We start from the raw sequence: 20578 nt of genomic DNA, 5'->3' as shown, positions 1-20578 counted from the left end.
CATGACCATTCTCGCTTTACGTCTACCACAAGCCTCCACAGAGGCATCATATATAACTCATTGCTCTATCATTTCAACAGATGATGTTTTATTCGCATATTTAGGCTTAATCAGTAACCAATTATCCCTATGAGAATATCGATATTCCTCTCAATTATTAAAAGATCCACGACAGAAATATAAAATCAAATATAAAACATGATGCACATCAATTTTACACATCCCTGAAATGAGTAACGTGTACCCATAGTACTACCTGTCAGGAGGACTAACATGAGAGTACCTATTCGATGTCCAGAATGTAACTGTACCAGCGGCCTACAGCGTATACGGCGCCGATGGCATGAAAAGTCGTTGGCCACCGCCGCTCAAGAAAAACTTCAATGTCCAGAATGCCAATCTTACTTTATGCGCGGATTAGGCCAGCAACATTTGCTCTATATTGGCACCTACGATGCCATCAAAAAGAAAGAACCTGAATTTGAATATTAACTCACCCACGATCGATGACATACACCACTTCTACAGAGCAAGGTTTTGCATACTGCATACCTTGCTCTTTTCGTCTCTTTTTCGACACCATCATCGATAACACTCTCGACCTAATTCCCCCGTTCTAAAATGGCTTCCTCTCATAAAATCACTTAACTCATTAACTGAAGTACTCGAAATTAAGCGTTATCACTCGCAAATCACACCCCATCTTCAACGCTGTCACTGACAAATAATTGTCACCTAATGCATAGTGATCGCTATTGAAATCCATCTGCCATATGAAAACGGTAGGATTACGGTACCATATGAAAAAAATAATATTCACCTTGCTGCTTATCGCTGCTAGCTGGCAATTTTTGACAACCAAAAGCCCTGTCACACTTGGACCGGGCATTTTTGTCAATGAAGTACCGTTCCAAAAAGCAATCCATCCACACACATCATTCACTCTAGATAACTTTACCATCACAAAGAAATTCGAATTTCAGATTAAAGCCAAAGTGATCGCAATGAAGAATTATTATTTTGACCGCCAGTCAGATATATCCAAAACGGATTTCGGGTTGGGATGGGGAGCAATGTCTGATGAATCCATGATTAATCAATTCGAATTTTCGCAATCTAACCGATTTATGTGGTGGAACGCAGAAACATGGCCAAGATCGAAGCAGGAGATACAAAATCAGTTAACCAATGCTCACCTTATTCCCGCGACAACCGCTGTTGAACATGACATAGATAGCGTCCGGCAAGGGGATATTATCGTTATATCTGGTTATTTAGTTAATGTGAACGAAAATAACAGCCGCTGGTATTGGAATAGCTCAGAAAGTCGTACAGATACCGGTGATGGAGCCTGTGAGATTATATGGGTTGAAAGCTTAAAAATAGTAACACCTTTAACATTATAATTTTAACAACTGAGAACTATATTAACTTATACTCAAGTTACTCAGGCTCTAGGGTAAGTTGCCGGGTATCATAAAATAATCACAAATGGAGCTGTCGATGTCCTCCGTTCCTCAAAATAAAGCAGAATTACTTCATGCGATCACAATCGCCGCAAACACATTATCCGACGATTACCGTGCAATTCCAGACGAACTATCAAAAACACTTGCGATTGAGGGGAATGTAAAAGGCACCACGATCAGCGTGTGCGATACACTGGCTTATCTCATCGGCTGGGGAAAACTGGTATTAAAATGGTATTCACTTACCTCACAAGGGCAGCCCGTTGATTTTCCAGAAACTGGCTACAAATGGAATCAGCTTGGCTTACTCGCCCAACATTTCCAAAAAGAATATAAAGATTGGCACTATCTGGATTTACACAGTGAGTTTGTCACAACCACTGAGCATATTTTGGCATTAGTTAACAGCCTTGATGACCATGCATTATATGGCAAGTCATGGTACAACCAGTGGACGTTAGGCAGAATGATTCAGTTCAATACCGCCTCCCCAATGAAAAATGTACGCACTAAAGTACGACGCTTTAAAAGGGATTATTCCCTAAAGTAATGAACAAGCCCCAGACCGCCTCATTACTTTTCGGCTGTACGGATATTGATACTGGTCTGTGATTCATCTAACAGCCAAACCCTCACATATGACTTATCTTATTGATTATTAACAACTCTAATGATTATTCATTTCTATCATCCTTAGTGGTATAACAATGAGCTATAATTTATCTGATTTCTCCGTCAACATTCCAATTACCCCTGCACTCTTTGAATTTCAAACCAAAGTAAGGGACAAGTTGTATGATTTTAATCATACTCGCCCATCAGCGTTTCAACACCGAACCGCGATCCTCACCGATTTGCTCGGCAGCCTAAATGGCGCGGTTATCCTCTCACCATTTCACTGTGACATGGGTAAAAACATTCACTTCAAACAAGGCGGCTTTTTAAATGCTGGGGTCACCATCCTTGATCTAGCTCCTGTCACACTGGGTGAATTTATCTTGATCGGACCGAATGTGGTGATCAGTACCGCAGGGCATCCGCTTGATCTTGCCCAACGAGTGCAACCAGTGGCGGCAGGCAACCCTATCACCATAGGTGATAGCGTCTGGATTGGTGCGGGAGCTATCATCCTTGGCGGTGTCACGATTGGTGATCGTAGTGTCATTGGTGCTGGCAGCGTGGTCACAAAAGACATTCCGGCTGACAGCCTTGCGGTTGGTAATCCATGCAAGGTAATAAGACGGATTGAACATGGCGATATGCCATCAGATGAAGCGATTGCTGAGATGTGGCGGCCTATATTTGAAATGAGGTCGCAAACAGCAACCTCGTGATTCAGTGAGCGATCCTATACTTACTGTTCAGCATTGCGCTGCGCATACAATCTCTTACGGTAAAGCCCTTGCTAAATACGGCCATGAAGCATTTAATGACAAAAATATTGTGTATTAAATGGCTATTTCCCCTAGAGAGGACTTTCACCTCATTAGTTCTTTGCCCATGTAGGGCGTGCACAAATCATTCTCAAGAATGTCGCACAACACCATGAGGCGAGTATGGCAACACAGCAAAAAGGTTTACAAGCAGTCGCGTTATTAGAGGCATTGAAGGGAATGGCCTCTTTGCTTGTTGGATTTGGCATCCATGCATTGGGTGGCCAGGATATTCATCAAGCGGCTGAATTTATTGTCAGTCATTCACACTTAAATCCAGCCAGTGATATTGCAAACGTGTTTCTTCACGCTGCAGACTCTCTTGCTGATACCAATATGATACTTATCGCGCTAGGCGCCTGTTTTTACAGTTTAATTCGATTCATCGAAGCATATGGTTTATGGCGTGGTCTGGAGTGGACAGAATGGTTTGCCTTAGTCAGTGGCGGTATCTACTTACCTTTTGAAGTGTATGAAGTCGTTGTTCATAAGAATTCACTCAGCTTTGGGGTGCTAATCATTAACCTGATCGTCGTCGGGTACATGGCCTATATCTTGCGCAGCACACATCACTCAAGCAGTGATAATGAAAAATGAGCAAGCTCTAAAACAACTCATTGATAAAAGGCACCTTTATCTGGTGCCTTTTACTATTAACCGTTGACTGTCAAACGATAGTAATCAATGTCTTGCTCGTTATAGGCATAAACAAACCCTAACTTGGTTAACACATTGATTGAGCCTTTATTTTCAGGCTCAACACCGGCAATGAATGCTTCGGCCTGTTGCTGCTGAATAAGATGCTCTACCAACCCTTGCATTGCCTCCGTGGCAAAGCCCTTACCCCATGATGCCTCAGCGATCACATACCCGACACGGTACAGCTGACCATCGGGAAAAACAAACAGATAACCAATCACCTGCCCTTCGCTGGTCAGGCGAATAATCTCACCAGTGGCTTGCATACTATCCAGCCACTGATCAACTAAAACGGGAGAATTCAACTGCTGACAAGCGGGTGGTAAAAAACGGCTAACACGCTCAGTAAAGATCGACATAATTTCATTATGTAATCCACTGAATGTGCGATCTAACCCTGCTGCGTGTAGTCTAGCCGTCATAAAAGCCATGTTATCGTGCATATACTCAGTACCTTGTTTTATGCCCTCAGAATGCTGGCTATTCTACCGCCATCGTGACTAGTGAGTAAAAAAGGATTAATAAGAATCAATTTGTTATCATACTGGCTCAAAGTTATAACCCATATCAATTTCCTTTGTGGGTATACACGCCATACTCTTATCGAATCATTTAACATCTCAATACAAAACAGGAGAACACCATGGATGTGCTCATTTTGGCAGCACTGATCCTACTTAATGGCGTATTCGCCATGTCGGAAATCGCCCTTGTTACTGCACGAAAAAGCAGACTACAACGTTTAGCGGACGAAGGGGATAAAAGAGCGACTAGCGCAATTGCGCTTGGGGAAGAACCAACTCGATTTCTGTCTACCGTCCAAATCGGGATCACCGCTATCGGTCTGCTAAATGGTATTTATGGTGAAGCAGCACTTGCCGATCCCTTTGCGGTGATCCTGCAAGATATGGGAATGGATGCAAAAACCAGTTCAATCGCCTCTACCGCGATTGTGGTTATCGGTATTACTTACCTCTCGATTGTGGTTGGTGAACTGGTACCGAAACGTCTGGCACAGATCAATCCCGAAGGGATAGCCCGCTTAATGGCTCGTCCCATTTCATTACTGGCTAGCCTTTCCCGTCCATTTGTTTTTCTCCTCACGCTATCAACAAACTTGCTATTACACCTGCTTGGTCAGGGAAAAACTAAAAACGATAACGACAGCCTGACGGAAGAAGATATTCAAGCCGTACTGAAAGAAAAGTCACAGAACGGTATTGTCGAAAAGCAAGAGCATGAGATGGTTCGCAATGTTTTCCATTTTGATGATCGCCGTGTCACCTCGTTAATGACCCCGCGCAATGACGTGGTGGCGCTGGATCTCGATCAAGCGATCAATAATAACCTAAATAAGCTTATTGCCTCTGAGCACCACTGCTTTCCCGTCACCAAAGGGGATCTCAATAATGTACAGGGCGTGATCACCACCAAACAGCTGCTACAGTACCAAATTAGTGCATCCCACAGCGACATCAGCCAGTATACAACTACCCCTGAATTCGTACCGGAAACATGGACAGGTACCCAACTACTGGAATATTTCCGTCACACAGGCATTCCCATGGCCCTTGTTGTTGACGAATATGGTGATATTCAAGGTATTGTGACGCCGAAAGATATCCTTGAGGCTCTTGCCGGCGAATTCAAAACCTGTAACCCGGATGATGTCTGGTCAGTCGAAAATGACGATGGTAGCTGGAGCATGGATGGTCTGATCCCCACTCAGGTCCTCAAAGATCTCCTCGATATCAAGCGACTGCCTGATGAAGATAAAGGCGGCTACCATACCCTCAGCGGGATGGTCATGTGGTGCTTAGGCGGAATGCCTACCGTAGACGACAGTGTCGACTGGGAAGGTTGGCATTTCGACGTGGTGAACGTTGAAGGTAACCGAATCGACAAAGTGACTGTCAGCAAGCTATGCGACCACTCTGAAAGTGAAGACGGCCAACAACAACCACAAGGCCAAGAAGAACAACAAGAAGATAAATAGCGCCAATTTCATCACGCAACGAATTAGCGAGATGGCTAAGGTAAAGGCAGATAAACGGGTTCTAGCGAACCCATTACTGTTTTACCCCAACATGCGAGAGTAAAAAAAAGCCCCGCTATCACTTTTGATCGCGGGGCTTTTTGTCAGTTATACGTCGTTATTATTATCAGGCGACGACATATTCCCCTTTTTTCTCAGCCTTCTCTGGCGCCTTCACATTGAAGAACAAGGCAAACAGCACAGGTACCACAATCAAGGTCAAGATTGTGGCAAAGCCCAAGCCCGCCATAATGGTGATCGCCAGTGAATCAAAGAAGGCATCAAATACCAATGGGATCATCCCCAAAATCGTGGTCAGGGCAGCCATGCTCACCGGACGTACACGGCTGATAGCACTATGAACGATGGCATCATACGGTGCTTTACCTTGCTCCAATTCAATGTTGATTTGATCCAACAAAACAATACCGTTTTTCAATATCATCCCACTCAGGCTCAACAGGCCAAGCAGTGCGGTAAAGCTAAACGGAACATTGGTAGCCAATAAACCAATCGAGACACCAATAATCGACAACGGCACCGTAGCCCATATCACCAACGACTTCTTGACCGAGTTGAACAAGAAAATGGTAATCACAAACATCAGTAGATACCCCATCGGCATCGAGCTCATCATCGATTGCTGAGCGTCCAGTGATGACTCATACTCACCGCCCCAGTCAATGCTGTAACCTGCTGGTAATGGCAGCGCATCTATCTGCGGTCGAACTCGGGCAAACAAGCTGGCAGCCGTTTCATCCCCAAGTACATTGTGATCAGCCAATACGGTCAAGGTTCGTTTGCGGTCACGACGCTGGATCAATGGTTCTGTCCAGCCTAAATCAACCGAATCAATGACCTGCTCAATCGGCACATACGCTTGCTGCACCGGACTCCACAACTTGAGGGTTTGCAGGGTACTGAAATCTTCTCGTTCAGCCTGCGGCAAACGCGCAATAATCGGTAGCATGTGTGTACCGTCGCGCAATACGCCAATCGTGTTACCGCCATAGGCCATTTGCAACGTACGGGATAAGTCTTCTTTCGAAATCCCCAGCCGACGAGCCTTGGTTTCATTAAACTGCGGGACTAACTCCTTGGTTCGCTCCCGCCAGTCGTGACGCACATTTCGCGCCCCCGGATCGGCCAGCAGAATATCTTCCACTTGCACGGCAATATCACGCAATACTTGCGGATCCGGGCCGATGATCCGCGCCTCTATTTTTGAGGCCGGTGACGGGCCAAATTCAATCAACTTAAACTGAAATGTTGGCTTTGGAAAATCGAGAGCTAGCGAAGCATCAAGCTGATGCAACAGCGCAAACATAGCTGCACGATTGGTTGTCCGTACTTGCAACTGGGCATAGGCTTCATAGCTTTTCTCTGGCTGATAAGTCAGCACAAAACGCGGTAGGCCCTGTCCAACCGAAGTAGTGACAAATGCTACATCATCGTGATCACGAATGTATTTTTCGACCCGCTCTGTCTGCTTAATGGTTTCACGAATATCGGTCCCTTCCGGCATCCACATATCCACATAAAACATCGGCATGTTCGATGGCGGAAAGAATGACTGCTTAACATGACCAAAGGCGATAATCGCCGTCACTAATAAGCCCAGCATACTGATCATGGTTAGCCAGCGAAAACGCAGGGCAAACTTAAGTGTGCTGGCAAACAGGGTAAACAAAAAGCCTTGATAGGGTGAATCATCGTCTGTATTAGTCGTATCACCGTCTTTCAACAACAGATCAGCCAAAAACGGCGTCAATGTCAGAGCGGTCACCCAGCTGAGGAACAGGGAATAGCACAATACCCAAAAGAGCGATCCCATGAACTCACCCGAGGCATCGTCTGACAACCCGATCGGGGCAAACGCGGTGATCGCAATCACCGTCGCACCCAACAATGGCCATTGGGTCTGGCGCACGATATCAACGGATGCCTGAAGTTTCGTCCGCCCTTTTTTAATCCCGACCAAGATCCCTTCGACCACCACAATGGCATTATCAACCAGCATACCCAGTGCGATGATCAAGGCCCCGAGCGAAATTCGGTGCAGTTCGATATTATTCCACTTCATCAAAATGAAGGTACCAAGCACCGTCAACAACAGTACCAAACCAATGATGATGCCGCTGCGTAATCCCATGGCGAACAACAGCACCACGATCACGATTGCCACGGCCTGCCCAAGGCTGACAATGAAGTCCTGAACCGATTTGTCGACCTCTTTGGCCTGATTATAAAACTCATGCAGTTCTATACCGGCCGGTTTGAAGTTCTCTAATTCAGCCAGGCGGGCATCAATCCGTTGCCCTACTTCCACCACATTCACACCAGAAGAGAACGATAACGCAAGGCTAATCGCCGGCTCACTGTTATAGGTCACCACATGGGTCGGCTTTTCTTGCAAACCTCGGGTGATGGTGGCGACATCTTTCAACCGGATCAAATTACCGGTGTCCCGACCATGGATCACTAGATTTTCCAGCTCCTCAACACTCCCCATGCTGCCGTTAGGTCGAATGATCAAGCTCTCACCATTCACCATGATCTCACCGGACGAAATCACGCTATTCTGCTGATTCAGCAAACCCACTATGGTATTCATATCGAGGTTAAGGGCTGCCATGCGCTCCAGAGAAAGTTCAACAAAGATTTGCTCTTGCTGGTTACCGCTGATGCTGACTTTTCCTACCCCTTCAACCAAATCCAACTCGCGAATCAGATAGTCGGCATATTGCTTGAGCTCAACATAACTATACCCTTTGCCAGTCATCATCAGCATCACGCCATACACATCGCTGAAATCGTCAACAATTTGCAATGAAGTGACACCCGCTGGCAACATCGGCTTGAGATCATTGACCTTACGCCGCATCTCATCCCAGATTTGCGGTAACTCTTCGGCACCGTATATCATTTCCATACTGACCATGATCTGGGTCATCCCCGCCGATGAGGTTGACGTTACCTTATCGATATACGGTAACTGCCGCACCGCTTTCTCCAGCGGATAAGTCAGCTCTTCTTCTACTTCTGTCGATGTCGCCCCCGGGTAGGTGGCGATAATCATGGCGTCTTTTATAGTAAATGCGGGATCTTCTAAACGACCAAGACCAAAAAATGCGCCGATCCCCCCCACCGCTAATACAACTAAAATAAGCCAGCTAATGACTTTATTTTTAATGGAATATTCCGCTATATTCACGGCTTAGCCTCCACCGCTTCCGGTGCTATCATCCAATGCTTATTCACACTACGATCTCCTAATGACTCCAAACAAAATGTCTGTTTTTCAGTCGCTTGTCGCCATTCCACATGCTGAACACTGTCGTCAATCAATGTCCAGACTAAAAATTGTCCCAACTCACTCATTGCAAGTAGTCCCATGATGCTCACCGCCCCGACCAGCCCCCATCCCAGCAGCTGTAGTCTCGGTTTCTGAGTACGGGTATGGGCGACGATCTTCACAGGCTACCTGCCTCAGAGAGATTTAAAGGTAATGACTCAACCACCATCCCTTCACGTAATTTACGCAGACTTGATGTCACCACACGATCGCCCATGGCTATCCCCTGATTCACAATAGCCCCCTGATTATTCAGCTGCTCAACCAATACTGGCACTCGATTGACACGGCCATCAACCCACTTCCAGACATAAAACTGCCCAGCTTCACGGCCTGCTACCAACGCTGATAATGGCAGTTGGTAACCTTGCAATGCACTCAATCCGGCAGCGGCCATATCGACATTCAAGGTCACATTGGTACCAGGTAGAATGGCAGGATCACGCTGTGGCATTTCAAACCACATTTGGTAAGTCTGGCTTTGTGGCGCGAGTTCACTGGTGTGCTCGCGGTAGCTCACCGGATACATTGTGGTTTCAGAACCAAATCGGGCTAATGGTTGATATCTGCGGTCACGCTGCTGCGGATTAATCATTGCTATCACGGCATCGGGCACCGCAATATTGATATACACCCGATCATCCTGATAAAGGCTCACTATCGATTCACCAGGGCTTACTGCCTCAAATGACTCTTTCTCGACCGCGGAAACCACGCCATCAAAAGGCGCGAGCAAACGGGTATACCCCAAGCGTGCCGTCGCGGCTTCAAATCCGACTTGAGCCAAACGCTGATTGGCCACCAACTCATCCAGCTCAGCATTAGAAATCATCTTGCGCTGATATAATTCACGGCCACGCTGCAACTGCTTTGAGGCGAGCTGGTATTGCACCGTTGCGTCACTGAGTTGTTGTTCAAACTTATCAGAGTCTAATTCAGCCAATCGCTGCCCTTTAACCACTCGTTGTCCGGCATGCACCAGCACTTGTTGCAATTCACCTTCCACCCGGAACGCCAACGGGGTATTTTCTGCCGGTTCCACCTGACCATTAAAGCGGCGAGGTTGACTCATCACCGATTCAGAGACCGACAAGGTCGACACTGCCAGCGGTGCTGTCGCTTTCGTCTCCGGCGGATCTTGACAACCTTGCAACAAAATAAGTGACAACGTCACAATCGAGATTTGCTTGATCATAATTAAATGCCACCCTCACGCTGCCACGCACGAACTTGTTGACCCGGTTGCAAATCTTTTGCACCCGCCGTCACAATCACCATCCCTTGTTTCAAACCATCTACCACGTCACCGTTATCATTCAAGGTAACGGCTAATGCATTAACCACGCCCGTCGCAGGATCAAACTGCCATACCGTGCCGCCATGACTGTCTTTCTCTACCCAACTCCCTTCGGGTAGGTGAGTCGCAGCCGTTGATAACGTTTTAGCAAAATGGACTTGTCCTGCCATGCCAGAAAGCAGATTACGATCTGATGGGCGATCAATCGTGACCTTTGCGATATAGCTATTAGTATCTGGATCAGGCTGAGTAGACAGCTCTTTGAATTGAGCCGGAATCGGTAGGGTCGGATAGTTGTCCATCACCACCCAAGACATGGCCTGCTGCAAGGTAGTCAAGTCCGACTGCTCAACAAACGATACTGGCAAACTAAAAATAAGATCGAGCCGATCGACATTTTGAATATTCAATACTGGCTGGTTAGCACCAATAAACTGGTGCTGATTTACAAATTTCAGCGACACCACGCCCGCAAAAGGGGCACGCAACACGGTATCCTCAACATCCTTATGAGCCAGCGCCAAATTGGCCATCGTGGTTTTATAGTGAGTTTCATTACGGTCAAACTGATCGGTACTGATCAACGTCTTTTCATACAGCTGTTTCGCCCGTAGATACTGACTTTTAGCTAATTCAAATTCCGCTAACTTAGCCTCATACGCCAGCTGATAATCGCGATCATCAAGTTGGGCGAGAACCTGGCCTTCTTCAATATACTGACCCACACACACGGTTACTTTTTCAATTTCACCCGGTACCTGAAACGACAACTTGGCATGCTGAAAAGCTTCAGCCCGTGCAGGAAACGTATCACTATACTGATCCATCAGCACCGGAATTTCATAAAGCTTCACGGGCTTCACTATAGCTTGATGGGGTTCTGAGTTGGCCTGATTGCATCCCGCTAACAGCCCACCGAGTAGCACAATGGCAGCCATTCTTGTCCGTGGGAAACAAGGAATAACGACGTTACTCACTGTTGATCTCTCTGATGTCGATACTATACATGCGTGCAGTATATGTTGATCAAAGTGAAGATCAAGTTTATTTTACACTTGGACAATAAGTGGCTAAGTACGTATCAAAGATGATATTTGGTACAATATCTGGTAAAAAAGGCTAAGGCTCTAAAGTAGATAAAGTGATGACGGTAAGAAAACAAGGCCGACGCAGCGCAGAGGCTGCCGAAGAAACAAAGCTAACAATCATGACAGCTGCTGCTAACATGTTTTGTGAACTGGGGTATGAACGCGTATCACTGCGAAATATCAGCGAACGAGCCGGTGTATCCCACAGCTTGATCCGCCACCACTTTGGCAGCAAAGAAAAAATCTGGCACAGCATCAGCGATTGCTTAGAATCCTATATCCATACTTATATGTTCGCTTTATTGAACGATATCCCTGCCGACTGCCCGTCTAACCAACGGTTATACCAGTTTGTGGTTCGTATGCTTGCGCATATGATCGTGCACCCCCAATCAATCCAGCTCATTGCCGATGCGGTCAGGCAAGAAGATACACTGTTTGATTACTTCATCGATAATTCAGGAAAAATTGAGCATCTTGTCCAGCAACAAATCGATGCCTTTCACCATGACTTCCCTCAACACCAAATTGAGATGAAAGTGCTGAAATGGCAGATGATGATATACGGCCATGCAGCCGCGAGCATGAAACCGTTTATTGCCGATACTTGGGCAGAGCAAACCCGTGATCTCAACCAGTGTCTGCTTAATCACTGGGAATTATTTAACCAGCAGATGGCGACAGCTTTTGTCATTTCACCCGATCAAATGCTCCACCCAGACTCGCTGGAAGAGCTGGTATTGGATATAGCCTGCCAGTGGGTGGGTGGGTGGTAAGTAGCCATATTCAATTAATGGCAATAAAAATGCCGTCCAACAATGAACGGCATTTCAATTAAACAATCAGGACTCGATGCAATAACGTTTGAAGGAACGGATCTTGCGCTGATAACCACTTCAGAACAGCGGTTTCAACTGCTGATATAACGACTGGTAGACATCGCGTTTGGTCTGGTAACGCGCAGCATTGTCCTCATTCGGTTCATGCCGTTGTACCAATGCCGGAACCGGACAGACATCCGATAGTGTCGCCCCGTCGCAGACCCCTAACATGGCCAAGCGCGCCGCCCCTAATGCCGGCCCCACATCTCCGCCCTGACGGTAAACCAAGGGCAAACCCACGATATCGGCCAGCATCTGACGCCAGTATTCACTACGGGCACCACCACCAATCAGTGACACCTCTTCTGGGATCATTTTGGTGACATGCAGGGCATCGAAACCATCAGCAAAGGCAAAGCCTACCCCTTCCAACACCGCTTGAGCCAATTCAAGCTTCGTCGTAGAGTGGGTCATTCCGAAAAAGACCCCTTTTGCATTTGGGTTATTATGTGGCGTACGCTCACCCGACAAATACGGCAGAAACACTACCGAGGAATCGCGATCCGCGCCGTTTTCAACCTGCTTGATCATCTCACCGACCTCATCAAAACCGGTTAAGTCAGCCACCCATTGCAGGCACGACGCCGCACTTAAAATAACAGACATGGTATGCCACGTACCGGGAAGCGCATGGCAAAAACTGTGCAGCGCCGATTCAGGGTTGGAGATAAAACCATCACTGACCGCGAAATAAACTCCCGATGTACCCAATGACAACATCGCCTGACCCGGTTGAGTGATCCCCACACCGACCGCCCCTGCGGCGTTATCACCGCCACCGCCAACCACGGGAACAGACTTCATTCCCCATAGTGCCGCTATGTCGGGTGACAAAATGCCAGTCACATCACTGCCCTCGAACAAAGCCGGCATATGTTGACGCGTTAGCCCCGTCGCCGCCAGTAACGAATCATCCCAATCACGGCGGTTCACGTCCAGCCACAACGTACCGGCTGAATCTGACATCTCAGACGCAAAATCCCCGGTCATTTTAAATCGCAGATAATCTTTAGGCAGCAGTACTTTATCAATCTTAGCGAAAATCGTTGGCTCATAGTTCGCCACCCACTTCAGCTTCGGTGCGGTAAAGCCCGGCATCATAATGTTGCCAGTAATAGCGCGACTATTTGGCACCGCCGCTTCCAGTTCCAGACACTCTTGCTCGCAGCGACCGTCATTCCATAAGATCGCAGGACGCAACACTTTGCCCTGTGCATCCAGCAGTGTGGCACCGTGCATTTGACCCGATAAACCAATCGCCTTGACGGCCTGCAGATCGATCTGATTTTTTAATCCGTCGATAGAGGCGCAAGTTGCCGCCCACCAGTCTTGCGGGTCCTGCTCTGACCATAACGGTCGAGGACGAGAGACCTCCAGAGAGACGCTATGAGAAGCAACGATCTCCCCCGAATCCAGCATCACAATAGATTTAACGCCAGATGTCCCTAAATCAATACCAATATACATTTCGAGCTCCTCAATTCTGATGCAGATCGACAGCTGTACATGACACTAGGATGGCAGCCACCGAGTTCTTTAACCTTGAGCAATCTTAGCGCGCCCCTTTATTTGCACAATTATGATTTTTAATAGTCTGATACACGGATTTAACGACTGAGCGTAGGATCACATCGAATGCGGTGACAGACTGGTAGACTCTGCGCAAACGAATAAATAAACCTTAAGGACATGATGGATAAGCGTTTTCGAATCACCCTGCTTTTTAACGCCAATAAGGTATACGACCGAGAAGTCATTGAAGGGATCGGTGAATACCTGCAAGCATCGCAATGTGACTGGGATATCTACCTCGACGAAGAATTTACTACCCACATTGAGAACTTCCACGAATGGAAAGGGGATGGGGTGATTGCGGATTTCGATAACCCGGCGATCAGAGCCTTACTAAAAGATGCCACCATTCCCGTAGTCGGTGTGGGTGGATCGTATGAAAATGATGCGGATTATCCCGATGTACCCTATGTCGCCACGGATAATCACGCACTGGTTGAATTGGCCTTTCAGCATCTACGTGATAAAGGACTTGAAAACTTTGCCTTTTACGGCACCCCTCCGGATCCGTCAAAACACTGGGCACAAGAGCGGGAAAAAGCATTCAAAGCTCTCACCCAACGTGAAGGCTATGCCCACGCAGTTTATCAGGGAAATGAAACCAGCCCGCAAACCTGGCAATACGACATGAATCGGCTAGCCGATTGGGTACAGCGATTACCCACCCCGATAGGGATCATCGCGGTAACCGACTCACGTGCACGTCATCTGCTACAAGTGTGCGAGCACCTCAATATTATGGTGCCCGATAGAGTCGCGGTGATCGGGATCGACAATGAAGAGCTGGCGCGTTATCTAACCCGCGTCTCGTTAAGCTCGGTCGGCCAAGGCTGTAAAGAGATGGGCTATCGCGCCGCGAAAGTACTGCATAAACTGATTGAAAATAATGCCCCTACCATGGCCAAGCCGACACGCATTCTGGTGCCCCCCACTCAAGTATTTGAGCGCCAGAGTACCGATTATCTGGCATTAAATGATCCCTATGTCATACAGGCGATGCACTTTATTCGCCACAATGCCTGCAAAGGGATCAAAGTAGACCAAGTTCTGAATTACGTCGGCATTTCACGATCCAACATGGAGGCGCGTTTTAAAGAAGAATACGGCCATTCTATCCATCAGGAGATACATAACGCCAAGTTAAAGCGCGCCTGTAACCTGTTAGTGTCAACCTCATTGCCCATTGCGGAGATTGCCGAACTGTGTGGCTACCCTTCATTGCAGTATATGTACACCGTCTTCAAGAAAAACCTGAACCAGACGCCTAAAGAGCACCGAGATAGCGAACATGCCGTGGCGGAGTAATTTCCAATATCCATGATCCCCCAATTGTCTCTCCGAGTGGTGATGTGATACCGCCTCTCGGAGATATTCAAATAGATATCGTTAAGCTTTATGCTGAAAAACATACCCATGATAAATATAACAACGATAAAGTTAAATATGATAAACAACGCTAAGTCGATTAATAAAATGAATCACTATTCGTCACCATATACAATTATGATGAAAAATAATTAAAATTATTAATACGTCAATTATTTTAACAAACAGTTAAACAATAACATTATAATTCAACTGCAATCACTCATGACTGACAACAGAAAAGACAACGTGTATGCTTCACAAGATAAAATTTACTAATATTTTAAATTTTATGTGAACTTCCGCACTTTTATTTATAAATAAAACGAGATATTATCAGCCCATCAAAGGATTTGCTCTACAGTTCAAGTTAGCACTATTTAAAGGATTTTTTCGTGCCAGTACGTCTTACATTCCAAGGTAACTATCGCCGCTTAAGCTTCGATTCTATCACCTAGCCTTCTAGGTTGATTTGTATAAGCGATTAGCTGCATATGAATCAACACCTCAAATCTCACCGCTTGTTGGGTAAACATAACTGCTTAATTCTATGAATTTAAGGTTAACGTTATTATTTATCTGTTAAAGAACATACCCACACAATTCGGAAATGAGTAATAATTTAGTCATATCAACACGTTAGATTAATATCAACAGTGCTATTGACTTTATTTATGCCTTAATAATACAGACCAAAAATAAATATTTATGGTTGTATATTATTGCACCTAAAAAATAATTTATTCTATAAAACAGTATTCACAACATTGATCTATTAAGAGGTTTTAACATGTCTTCTAAATTATGGGGCGGCCGATTCGATCTGCCAACAAATAAACTTGTTGAAGAGTTTAACGCAACCATTCTAATTGAAAAACGCCTATTCCCAGTGGATATTAAAGGCAGTATTGCCCATGCAACTATGCTGGCAAAACAAGAAATCATTACCCAAGAAGAAGCGGCACAAATTATTTCTGGTTTGCAAGCAGTCGCAAAAGAAGTAGAAGAAGGCACGTTTGTTTATGATACGGCTGATGAAGACGTTCATATGTCAATCGAGAAGCGCATGACAGAAATCATTGGCCCTGTCGGCGGTAAACTGCACACTGCGCGCAGCCGTAATGACCAGACCACGCTAGATTCAAAAATGCACATGCGTGCAACTATCAAAGAAAATCTCGCCCTGATCCGTCAGATGCAGGAAGTGATTATCCAGCGAGCAAAAGGCGAAATTAACGTCATTATGCCTGGCTACACTCACCTGCAAACCGGTCAGCCAATCCTGTTCTCACACTGGATCATGGCTTACTTCTGGATGCTAGAGCGCGATTTCTCTCGCTTTGAAGATCTGTACAAGCGCATGGGTCAATGCCCATTGGGCTCAGCAGCTCTTGCAGGTACAACCTTCCCTATCGACCGTTTCTATACCGCTGAGCTGCTTGGTTTTGACGAACCAACGCCAAACAGCATTGATTCTGTCAGTGATCGCGACCATATGGTTGAATTCAATGCTGCAGCGGCAATCTGCTTCATGCACTTAAGCCGTCTGTCAGAAGAAATTGTCATGTTCTCTAGCCAAGACTTTAAGTTTATTGAACTTTCAGATGATTTCTGTACTGGCTCAAGCATCATGCCACAGAAGAAAAACCCAGACATCGCAGAGAAAATCCGCGGAAAGACTGGTCGTATGTACGGTAACCTGATGGCAATCCTGACCACAATGAAAGGCCTGCCGCTTGCTTACAACACCGACATGAGTGAAGACAAAGAAGCCGTTTATGATTCAATGGATACGCTTCAGCTGTCACTTCAGGTAATGACACCGATGATTGAAAAGATGGTGATCATCGAAGCCAACACCCGTAATGCCGCAGATCGTGGTTTCTCAACGGCAACTGATATGGCGGATTACCTAGTACGTAAAGGCCTGCCTTTCCGCGAAGCGCACCATGTTGTGGGTTCAACCGTTAACTACTGCATCAAGCACGATAAGAAGCTAGATGAACTAACCATTGATGAATTCCGTTCATTCAGTGAACTGATTGAAGACGATATCTATCAAGACATCACCCTAGAAGCCTGTGTCTCTGCACGTGCCTCTTACGGCGGTACCGCACCACAAGCCGTTGAAGCCCAAATTCAACGCGCTGAATCCATTGTTGCTGCTGACTAACTAGCACACTCATGCTGCCAGCCAACGTTCCGGTTGGCAGCATCACTCCTTATTGATTAAACAATTAACTACTACGTCAAAACGTATGGTAGGGATTTCTTATGAGTATTGAATTTTGGCTACAGCTTGCTGTAGTGCTGGGCTGTATCGGTGTCGGTGGCCGATTTGGCGGGGTTGGCTTGGGTGCTGCCGGTGGCTTGGGTGTCTGTCTGTTGGTATTAGGTTTTGGTCTTCAGCCCGCGTCTCCACCGGTGACCGTACTGCTGATCATCATCGCCGTTATCGCGTGTACCAGTGTGTTACAAGGTGCTGGCGGTTTGGATTTCTTAGTTCGTGTGGCAGAAAAACTGCTCCGTAAGAAGCCGAGTGCCATTACCTTTCTGGGCCCATTGATTTCGTCAATGTTTGTTGTTTTCTGTGGTACGTCTTACGTAGCGTTTGCGGTTTACCCGGTAATTGCCGAAGTCGCAGCAGAAGCAAAAATCCGCCCTGAACGCCCGATGTCAATGGCGGTTATCGCCTCTGGTATCGCTATCACTGCCAGTCCGATGAGTGCGGCGACGGCAGGTATGATCGCGACCCTTTCTATCTATGACGTCTCTTTCTTCCAGATCCTTGCTGTTAGCATGCCTGCCTTTGTGATCGGCACCCTGTGTGGCTGTGCGTTTGTGTATAAACGCGGCCTAGAGCTAGAGCAAGATCCTGAATTCCAGCGTCGCATCGCAGCTGGTGAGTACCAACTTATTCATGAAGAAGTGGATGTACAACAGGAAGAGTACAAGCCATCAAAAGGCACCAAGGCGAGTGTACTGGTGTTCGCTTTAGGCGTAGCCACCGTTATTCTTTTCGGTACCTTTAAGAGCCTGCTGCCATCTTGGGATGTTGACGGCAAAACGGTCGTACTATCCACACCAATGCTGATCCAGATGGTCATGCTCGCGAGTGCCCTATTTATTATCGTGTTTGCCAAAGTACCAGGTGATAAATTTGCCTCTGGTTCAGTATTTCGTTCTGGCCTGATCGGTGTAGTCGGTGTATTCGGGATCTCTTGGATGACAGGTACCTTCTTCAATGCGTACCAGCCTTTCTTTGAAACAACCTTTGAAGGCATGGTCGAAAGCGCCCCAATGATGTTCGGCCTGATCCTATTCTGTTTCTCTGCCGTTATCTTCAGCCCATCAGCAACGGTTTCTGCGCTGATGCCACTGGGTGCCGCGATGGGCATTCCTCCGGGCCTGCTTGTTGCGCTGTACCCAGCGACCTGTGGTGACTTCATCGTCCCAGGTGCAGGCCAGATTGGTTGTGCATCATTTGACCGTACCGGCACAACAAAATTAGGTACCTACGTAATTAACCACAGTTACCTGCTGCCAGGTTTTGTCATGATTATTTCATCAGTGACTGCCGGTTACTTTATTTCAAAAATTGTTTTCTAACAGACGTTAATCACCCGTGGTTTACTGCCACAGCGGGTAATAACGGCACGACTAAAACAACAAAAGAGGGACTTTCGTCCCTCTTTTTTTATTACCATACATAGCATAATGGGGTCAGTTAAACGTTACTCAGTGACGCCCGATGCCAATAGCTCAGGAGAAGGAACATAAGTATTAAGCTGACAGTGAGCAATGACTTCGCCATTATGTTCTATCCGGCACCGAAATGCGGCCATCCCTTTATTCTCCATCAGACGCTCACCATAGATATCCAGCACGGAATGTTCAGCAAAAACTGCAACCTCACTGTGATAGCGACGAGTGCCTAATAAGAACCCAATGGCCGGTTTGCGCCCTTCACACCAAGCATGATAACCCGCCCACCCTGCTACAGATTGTGCCATTATCTCGATTCCGACATAGCCGGGCACACTGCGTAACACATTATCAAAGAACACATGACGGTCGGTAATCACCGTTCGGCAATGAATATGCTCACCACCGACATCAATTAACTCATCCACCATGGCCATTGGCGCATCATGGGGGAGCAGTTCAAGCAACGCGGGAGGTCTATTCATCAGGATACCCAAATATCAAGCTAACGTTGTTACCGCCAAAGGCGAAGGAGTTACTGAGGATCGCTGGGGAAGCCAATCTCATCCCCGGAGCCGCCAACTGAATGGGGAGATCCCCAAGCTCACCATCATTCACCTGATGCGGAAGCGGCAGCTGATAACGCAATACATGCCAGCACAGTGCAGCTTCTACCGCGCTGGCCGCCCCTAATGTGTGCCCGGTTAAGGGCTTGGTTGAGCTGACCGGTACCTCTTTACCAAACACCCTCGCGATGGCTTTACTTTCCATCGCATCATTAAGCGGTGTCGCGGTTCCATGGGCATTGATATACCCAATTTGCTCCAGCGTCAGCCCGGCATCGGCAAGTGCATGGCGCATGGCTTGTTCTGCCCCACGACCTTCGGGATGTGGGGCTGATATATGGTGAGCGTCTGAGCTGTCGCCCGCGCCCAATAAAGCAATTGCGGGGCCATCAGAGTGGTTATCCGGCTCGGTTGACAGCAGCATAAATGCTGCCGCTTCACCGATATTGATACCCTTTCGGTTCACACTGAAAGGGTTACAGTGGGTCGCAGACAGTGCTTCAAGGCCATGAAAGCCATTAAGAGTAAGTTTACACAAGGTATCTGCACCACCGACGATCACGGCATCCACCATACCCGCCCGCAACAACCGTGCGGCAGAGAGATAGACCCGGCCACTGGATGAACAGGCAGTTGATACCGTGTATGTCGGGCCAGTCACCCCAAAGTGATCGGCAATAAACTCAGACAGATTTCCCGGCTCTTGCTGATGGTAATGGTAACCATCAGGAAATGCCCCGGTCTGCTGATAGTGCAACATGGCGGTTTCACCGTCCGCCATACCGAACGTACTGGTTCCCACCACAACCGCAACGCGCTCGTGCCCATAACGTTTAATCGCATGCGCTATCGGCTCCGCTATCTGATTCAGTGCTGAAAGCGCCAACCGGTTATTACGGGTATTCTTATGGTGGAATTGATCCGTAATCAGCGGTAGTTCACTGGTGACCTGTCCAACAACGGTATCACTGCCATCATTAAGCCATGCGGTCGAACTCTGCATTCCCGCTGATTGCCCCGTTCGCAAACCCGTATGGATCTCTTCAACTGACTGGCCTAATGCGGAATGCATCCCACAACCGTGGATATATATAGGGTTACCCTTACTCATGG

At 47.0% G+C, this 20578-nt stretch carries 18 protein-coding genes; 10 read left to right on the top strand and 8 right to left on the bottom strand.

Features of this window, described 5'->3' with window-relative positions; genetic code table 11:
- Positions 1–273 precede the first annotated feature (273 nt).
- From L4D12_RS06370 to L4D12_RS06350, 5 genes are all read left to right on the top strand, one after another.
- Positions 274–492: a hypothetical protein gene (locus tag L4D12_RS06370; RefSeq protein WP_428446987.1), complete on the top strand. Its 219-nt coding sequence runs from the start codon at positions 274–276 to the stop codon at positions 490–492.
- 308 nt (positions 493–800) lie between these two features.
- Positions 801–1406, top strand: a complete 606-nt coding sequence (locus L4D12_RS06365; RefSeq protein WP_428446986.1) for a hypothetical protein — start codon at positions 801–803, stop codon at positions 1404–1406.
- A gap of 97 nt (positions 1407–1503) precedes the next feature.
- The gene (locus L4D12_RS06360; protein WP_428446985.1) at positions 1504–2019 is read left to right on the top strand and encodes a ClbS/DfsB family four-helix bundle protein; all 516 of its coding nucleotides are present in this window, start codon (positions 1504–1506) and stop codon (positions 2017–2019) included.
- 157 nt (positions 2020–2176) lie between these two features.
- Positions 2177–2803 (top strand): sugar O-acetyltransferase, encoded by a 627-nt coding sequence (locus tag L4D12_RS06355; protein WP_428446984.1) that lies wholly within the window; start codon positions 2177–2179, stop codon positions 2801–2803.
- A 222-nt stretch (positions 2804–3025) separates the two neighbouring features.
- Positions 3026–3499 (top strand): DUF2127 domain-containing protein, encoded by a 474-nt coding sequence (locus L4D12_RS06350; protein ID WP_428446983.1) that lies wholly within the window; start codon positions 3026–3028, stop codon positions 3497–3499.
- A 56-nt stretch (positions 3500–3555) separates the two neighbouring features.
- On the opposite strand, the gene L4D12_RS06345 is transcribed toward L4D12_RS06350, so the two are convergent.
- A complete protein-coding gene (locus L4D12_RS06345; RefSeq protein ID WP_428446982.1) occupies positions 3556–4044 on the bottom strand; it encodes a GNAT family N-acetyltransferase in 489 nt (162 codons plus the stop codon).
- 200 nt (positions 4045–4244) lie between these two features.
- On the opposite strand from L4D12_RS06345, the gene L4D12_RS06340 reads away from it, so the two are divergent.
- Positions 4245–5597 (top strand): hemolysin family protein, encoded by a 1353-nt coding sequence (locus L4D12_RS06340; protein ID WP_428446981.1) that lies wholly within the window; start codon positions 4245–4247, stop codon positions 5595–5597.
- 166 nt (positions 5598–5763) lie between these two features.
- Here L4D12_RS06340 and L4D12_RS06335 read toward each other — a convergent pair whose 3' ends face one another.
- From L4D12_RS06335 to L4D12_RS06320, 4 genes are read right to left on the bottom strand one after another with little or no spacing between them, the layout of a single operon-like run.
- Complete coding sequence (locus L4D12_RS06335; protein ID WP_428446980.1) at positions 5764–8850, bottom strand: efflux RND transporter permease subunit; 3087 nt, start codon at positions 8848–8850, stop codon at positions 5764–5766.
- Positions 8847–9113 carry a hypothetical protein gene (locus L4D12_RS06330; protein WP_428446979.1) on the bottom strand — a complete coding sequence of 89 codons (267 nt, stop codon included), beginning with the start codon at positions 9111–9113 and terminating at the stop codon, positions 8847–8849. Before L4D12_RS06330 ends, L4D12_RS06335 begins: the two co-directional genes overlap by 4 nt.
- Positions 9110–10186 carry an efflux RND transporter periplasmic adaptor subunit gene (locus tag L4D12_RS06325; protein WP_428446978.1) on the bottom strand — a complete coding sequence of 359 codons (1077 nt, stop codon included), beginning with the start codon at positions 10184–10186 and terminating at the stop codon, positions 9110–9112. Before L4D12_RS06325 ends, L4D12_RS06330 begins: the two co-directional genes overlap by 4 nt.
- 2 nt (positions 10187–10188) lie before the next feature.
- Positions 10189–11265 carry an efflux RND transporter periplasmic adaptor subunit gene (locus tag L4D12_RS06320; protein WP_428446977.1) on the bottom strand — a complete coding sequence of 359 codons (1077 nt, stop codon included), beginning with the start codon at positions 11263–11265 and terminating at the stop codon, positions 10189–10191.
- 167 nt (positions 11266–11432) lie between these two features.
- Here L4D12_RS06320 and L4D12_RS06315 point away from each other — a divergent pair, with 167 nt between their 5' ends.
- Complete coding sequence (locus L4D12_RS06315; protein ID WP_428447099.1) at positions 11433–12152, top strand: TetR/AcrR family transcriptional regulator; 720 nt, start codon at positions 11433–11435, stop codon at positions 12150–12152.
- Positions 12153–12272: 120 nt separating this feature from the next.
- Here L4D12_RS06315 and xylB read toward each other — a convergent pair whose 3' ends face one another.
- Positions 12273–13724 (bottom strand): xylulokinase, encoded by a 1452-nt coding sequence (gene xylB, locus L4D12_RS06310; RefSeq protein ID WP_428446976.1) that lies wholly within the window; start codon positions 13722–13724, stop codon positions 12273–12275.
- A 222-nt stretch (positions 13725–13946) separates the two neighbouring features.
- Here xylB and L4D12_RS06305 point away from each other — a divergent pair, with 222 nt between their 5' ends.
- From L4D12_RS06305 to L4D12_RS06295, 3 genes are all read left to right on the top strand, one after another.
- On the top strand, positions 13947–15134 hold the full coding sequence (locus L4D12_RS06305; protein WP_428446975.1) for a XylR family transcriptional regulator: 1188 nt from the start codon (positions 13947–13949) through the stop codon (positions 15132–15134).
- Between the two features lie 850 nt (positions 15135–15984).
- Positions 15985–17367: an argininosuccinate lyase gene (argH, locus tag L4D12_RS06300; RefSeq protein ID WP_428446974.1), complete on the top strand. Its 1383-nt coding sequence runs from the start codon at positions 15985–15987 to the stop codon at positions 17365–17367.
- Between the two features lie 101 nt (positions 17368–17468).
- The gene (locus L4D12_RS06295; protein WP_428446973.1) at positions 17469–18803 is read left to right on the top strand and encodes an anaerobic C4-dicarboxylate transporter family protein; all 1335 of its coding nucleotides are present in this window, start codon (positions 17469–17471) and stop codon (positions 18801–18803) included.
- Between the two features lie 125 nt (positions 18804–18928).
- Here the strand turns inward: L4D12_RS06295 and L4D12_RS06290 are convergent, their stop codons facing one another.
- Together L4D12_RS06290 and L4D12_RS06285 are read right to left on the bottom strand one after the other, a co-directional pair.
- Positions 18929–19384 (bottom strand): hotdog family protein, encoded by a 456-nt coding sequence (locus tag L4D12_RS06290; RefSeq protein ID WP_428446972.1) that lies wholly within the window; start codon positions 19382–19384, stop codon positions 18929–18931.
- Positions 19377–20576: a beta-ketoacyl-[acyl-carrier-protein] synthase family protein gene (locus tag L4D12_RS06285; protein ID WP_428446971.1), complete on the bottom strand. Its 1200-nt coding sequence runs from the start codon at positions 20574–20576 to the stop codon at positions 19377–19379. Before L4D12_RS06285 ends, L4D12_RS06290 begins: the two co-directional genes overlap by 8 nt.
- Between the last annotated feature and the right edge of the window lie 2 nt (positions 20577–20578).

Origin of the sequence: Photobacterium nomapromontoriensis, assembly GCF_050336815.1 — a bacterium.
In the GTDB taxonomy this organism is placed as follows: domain Bacteria; phylum Pseudomonadota; class Gammaproteobacteria; order Enterobacterales; family Vibrionaceae; genus Photobacterium; species Photobacterium nomapromontoriensis.
Note: the sequence above shows the minus strand (reverse complement) of the source record. Positions and strands in the feature narration are given on the sequence as shown.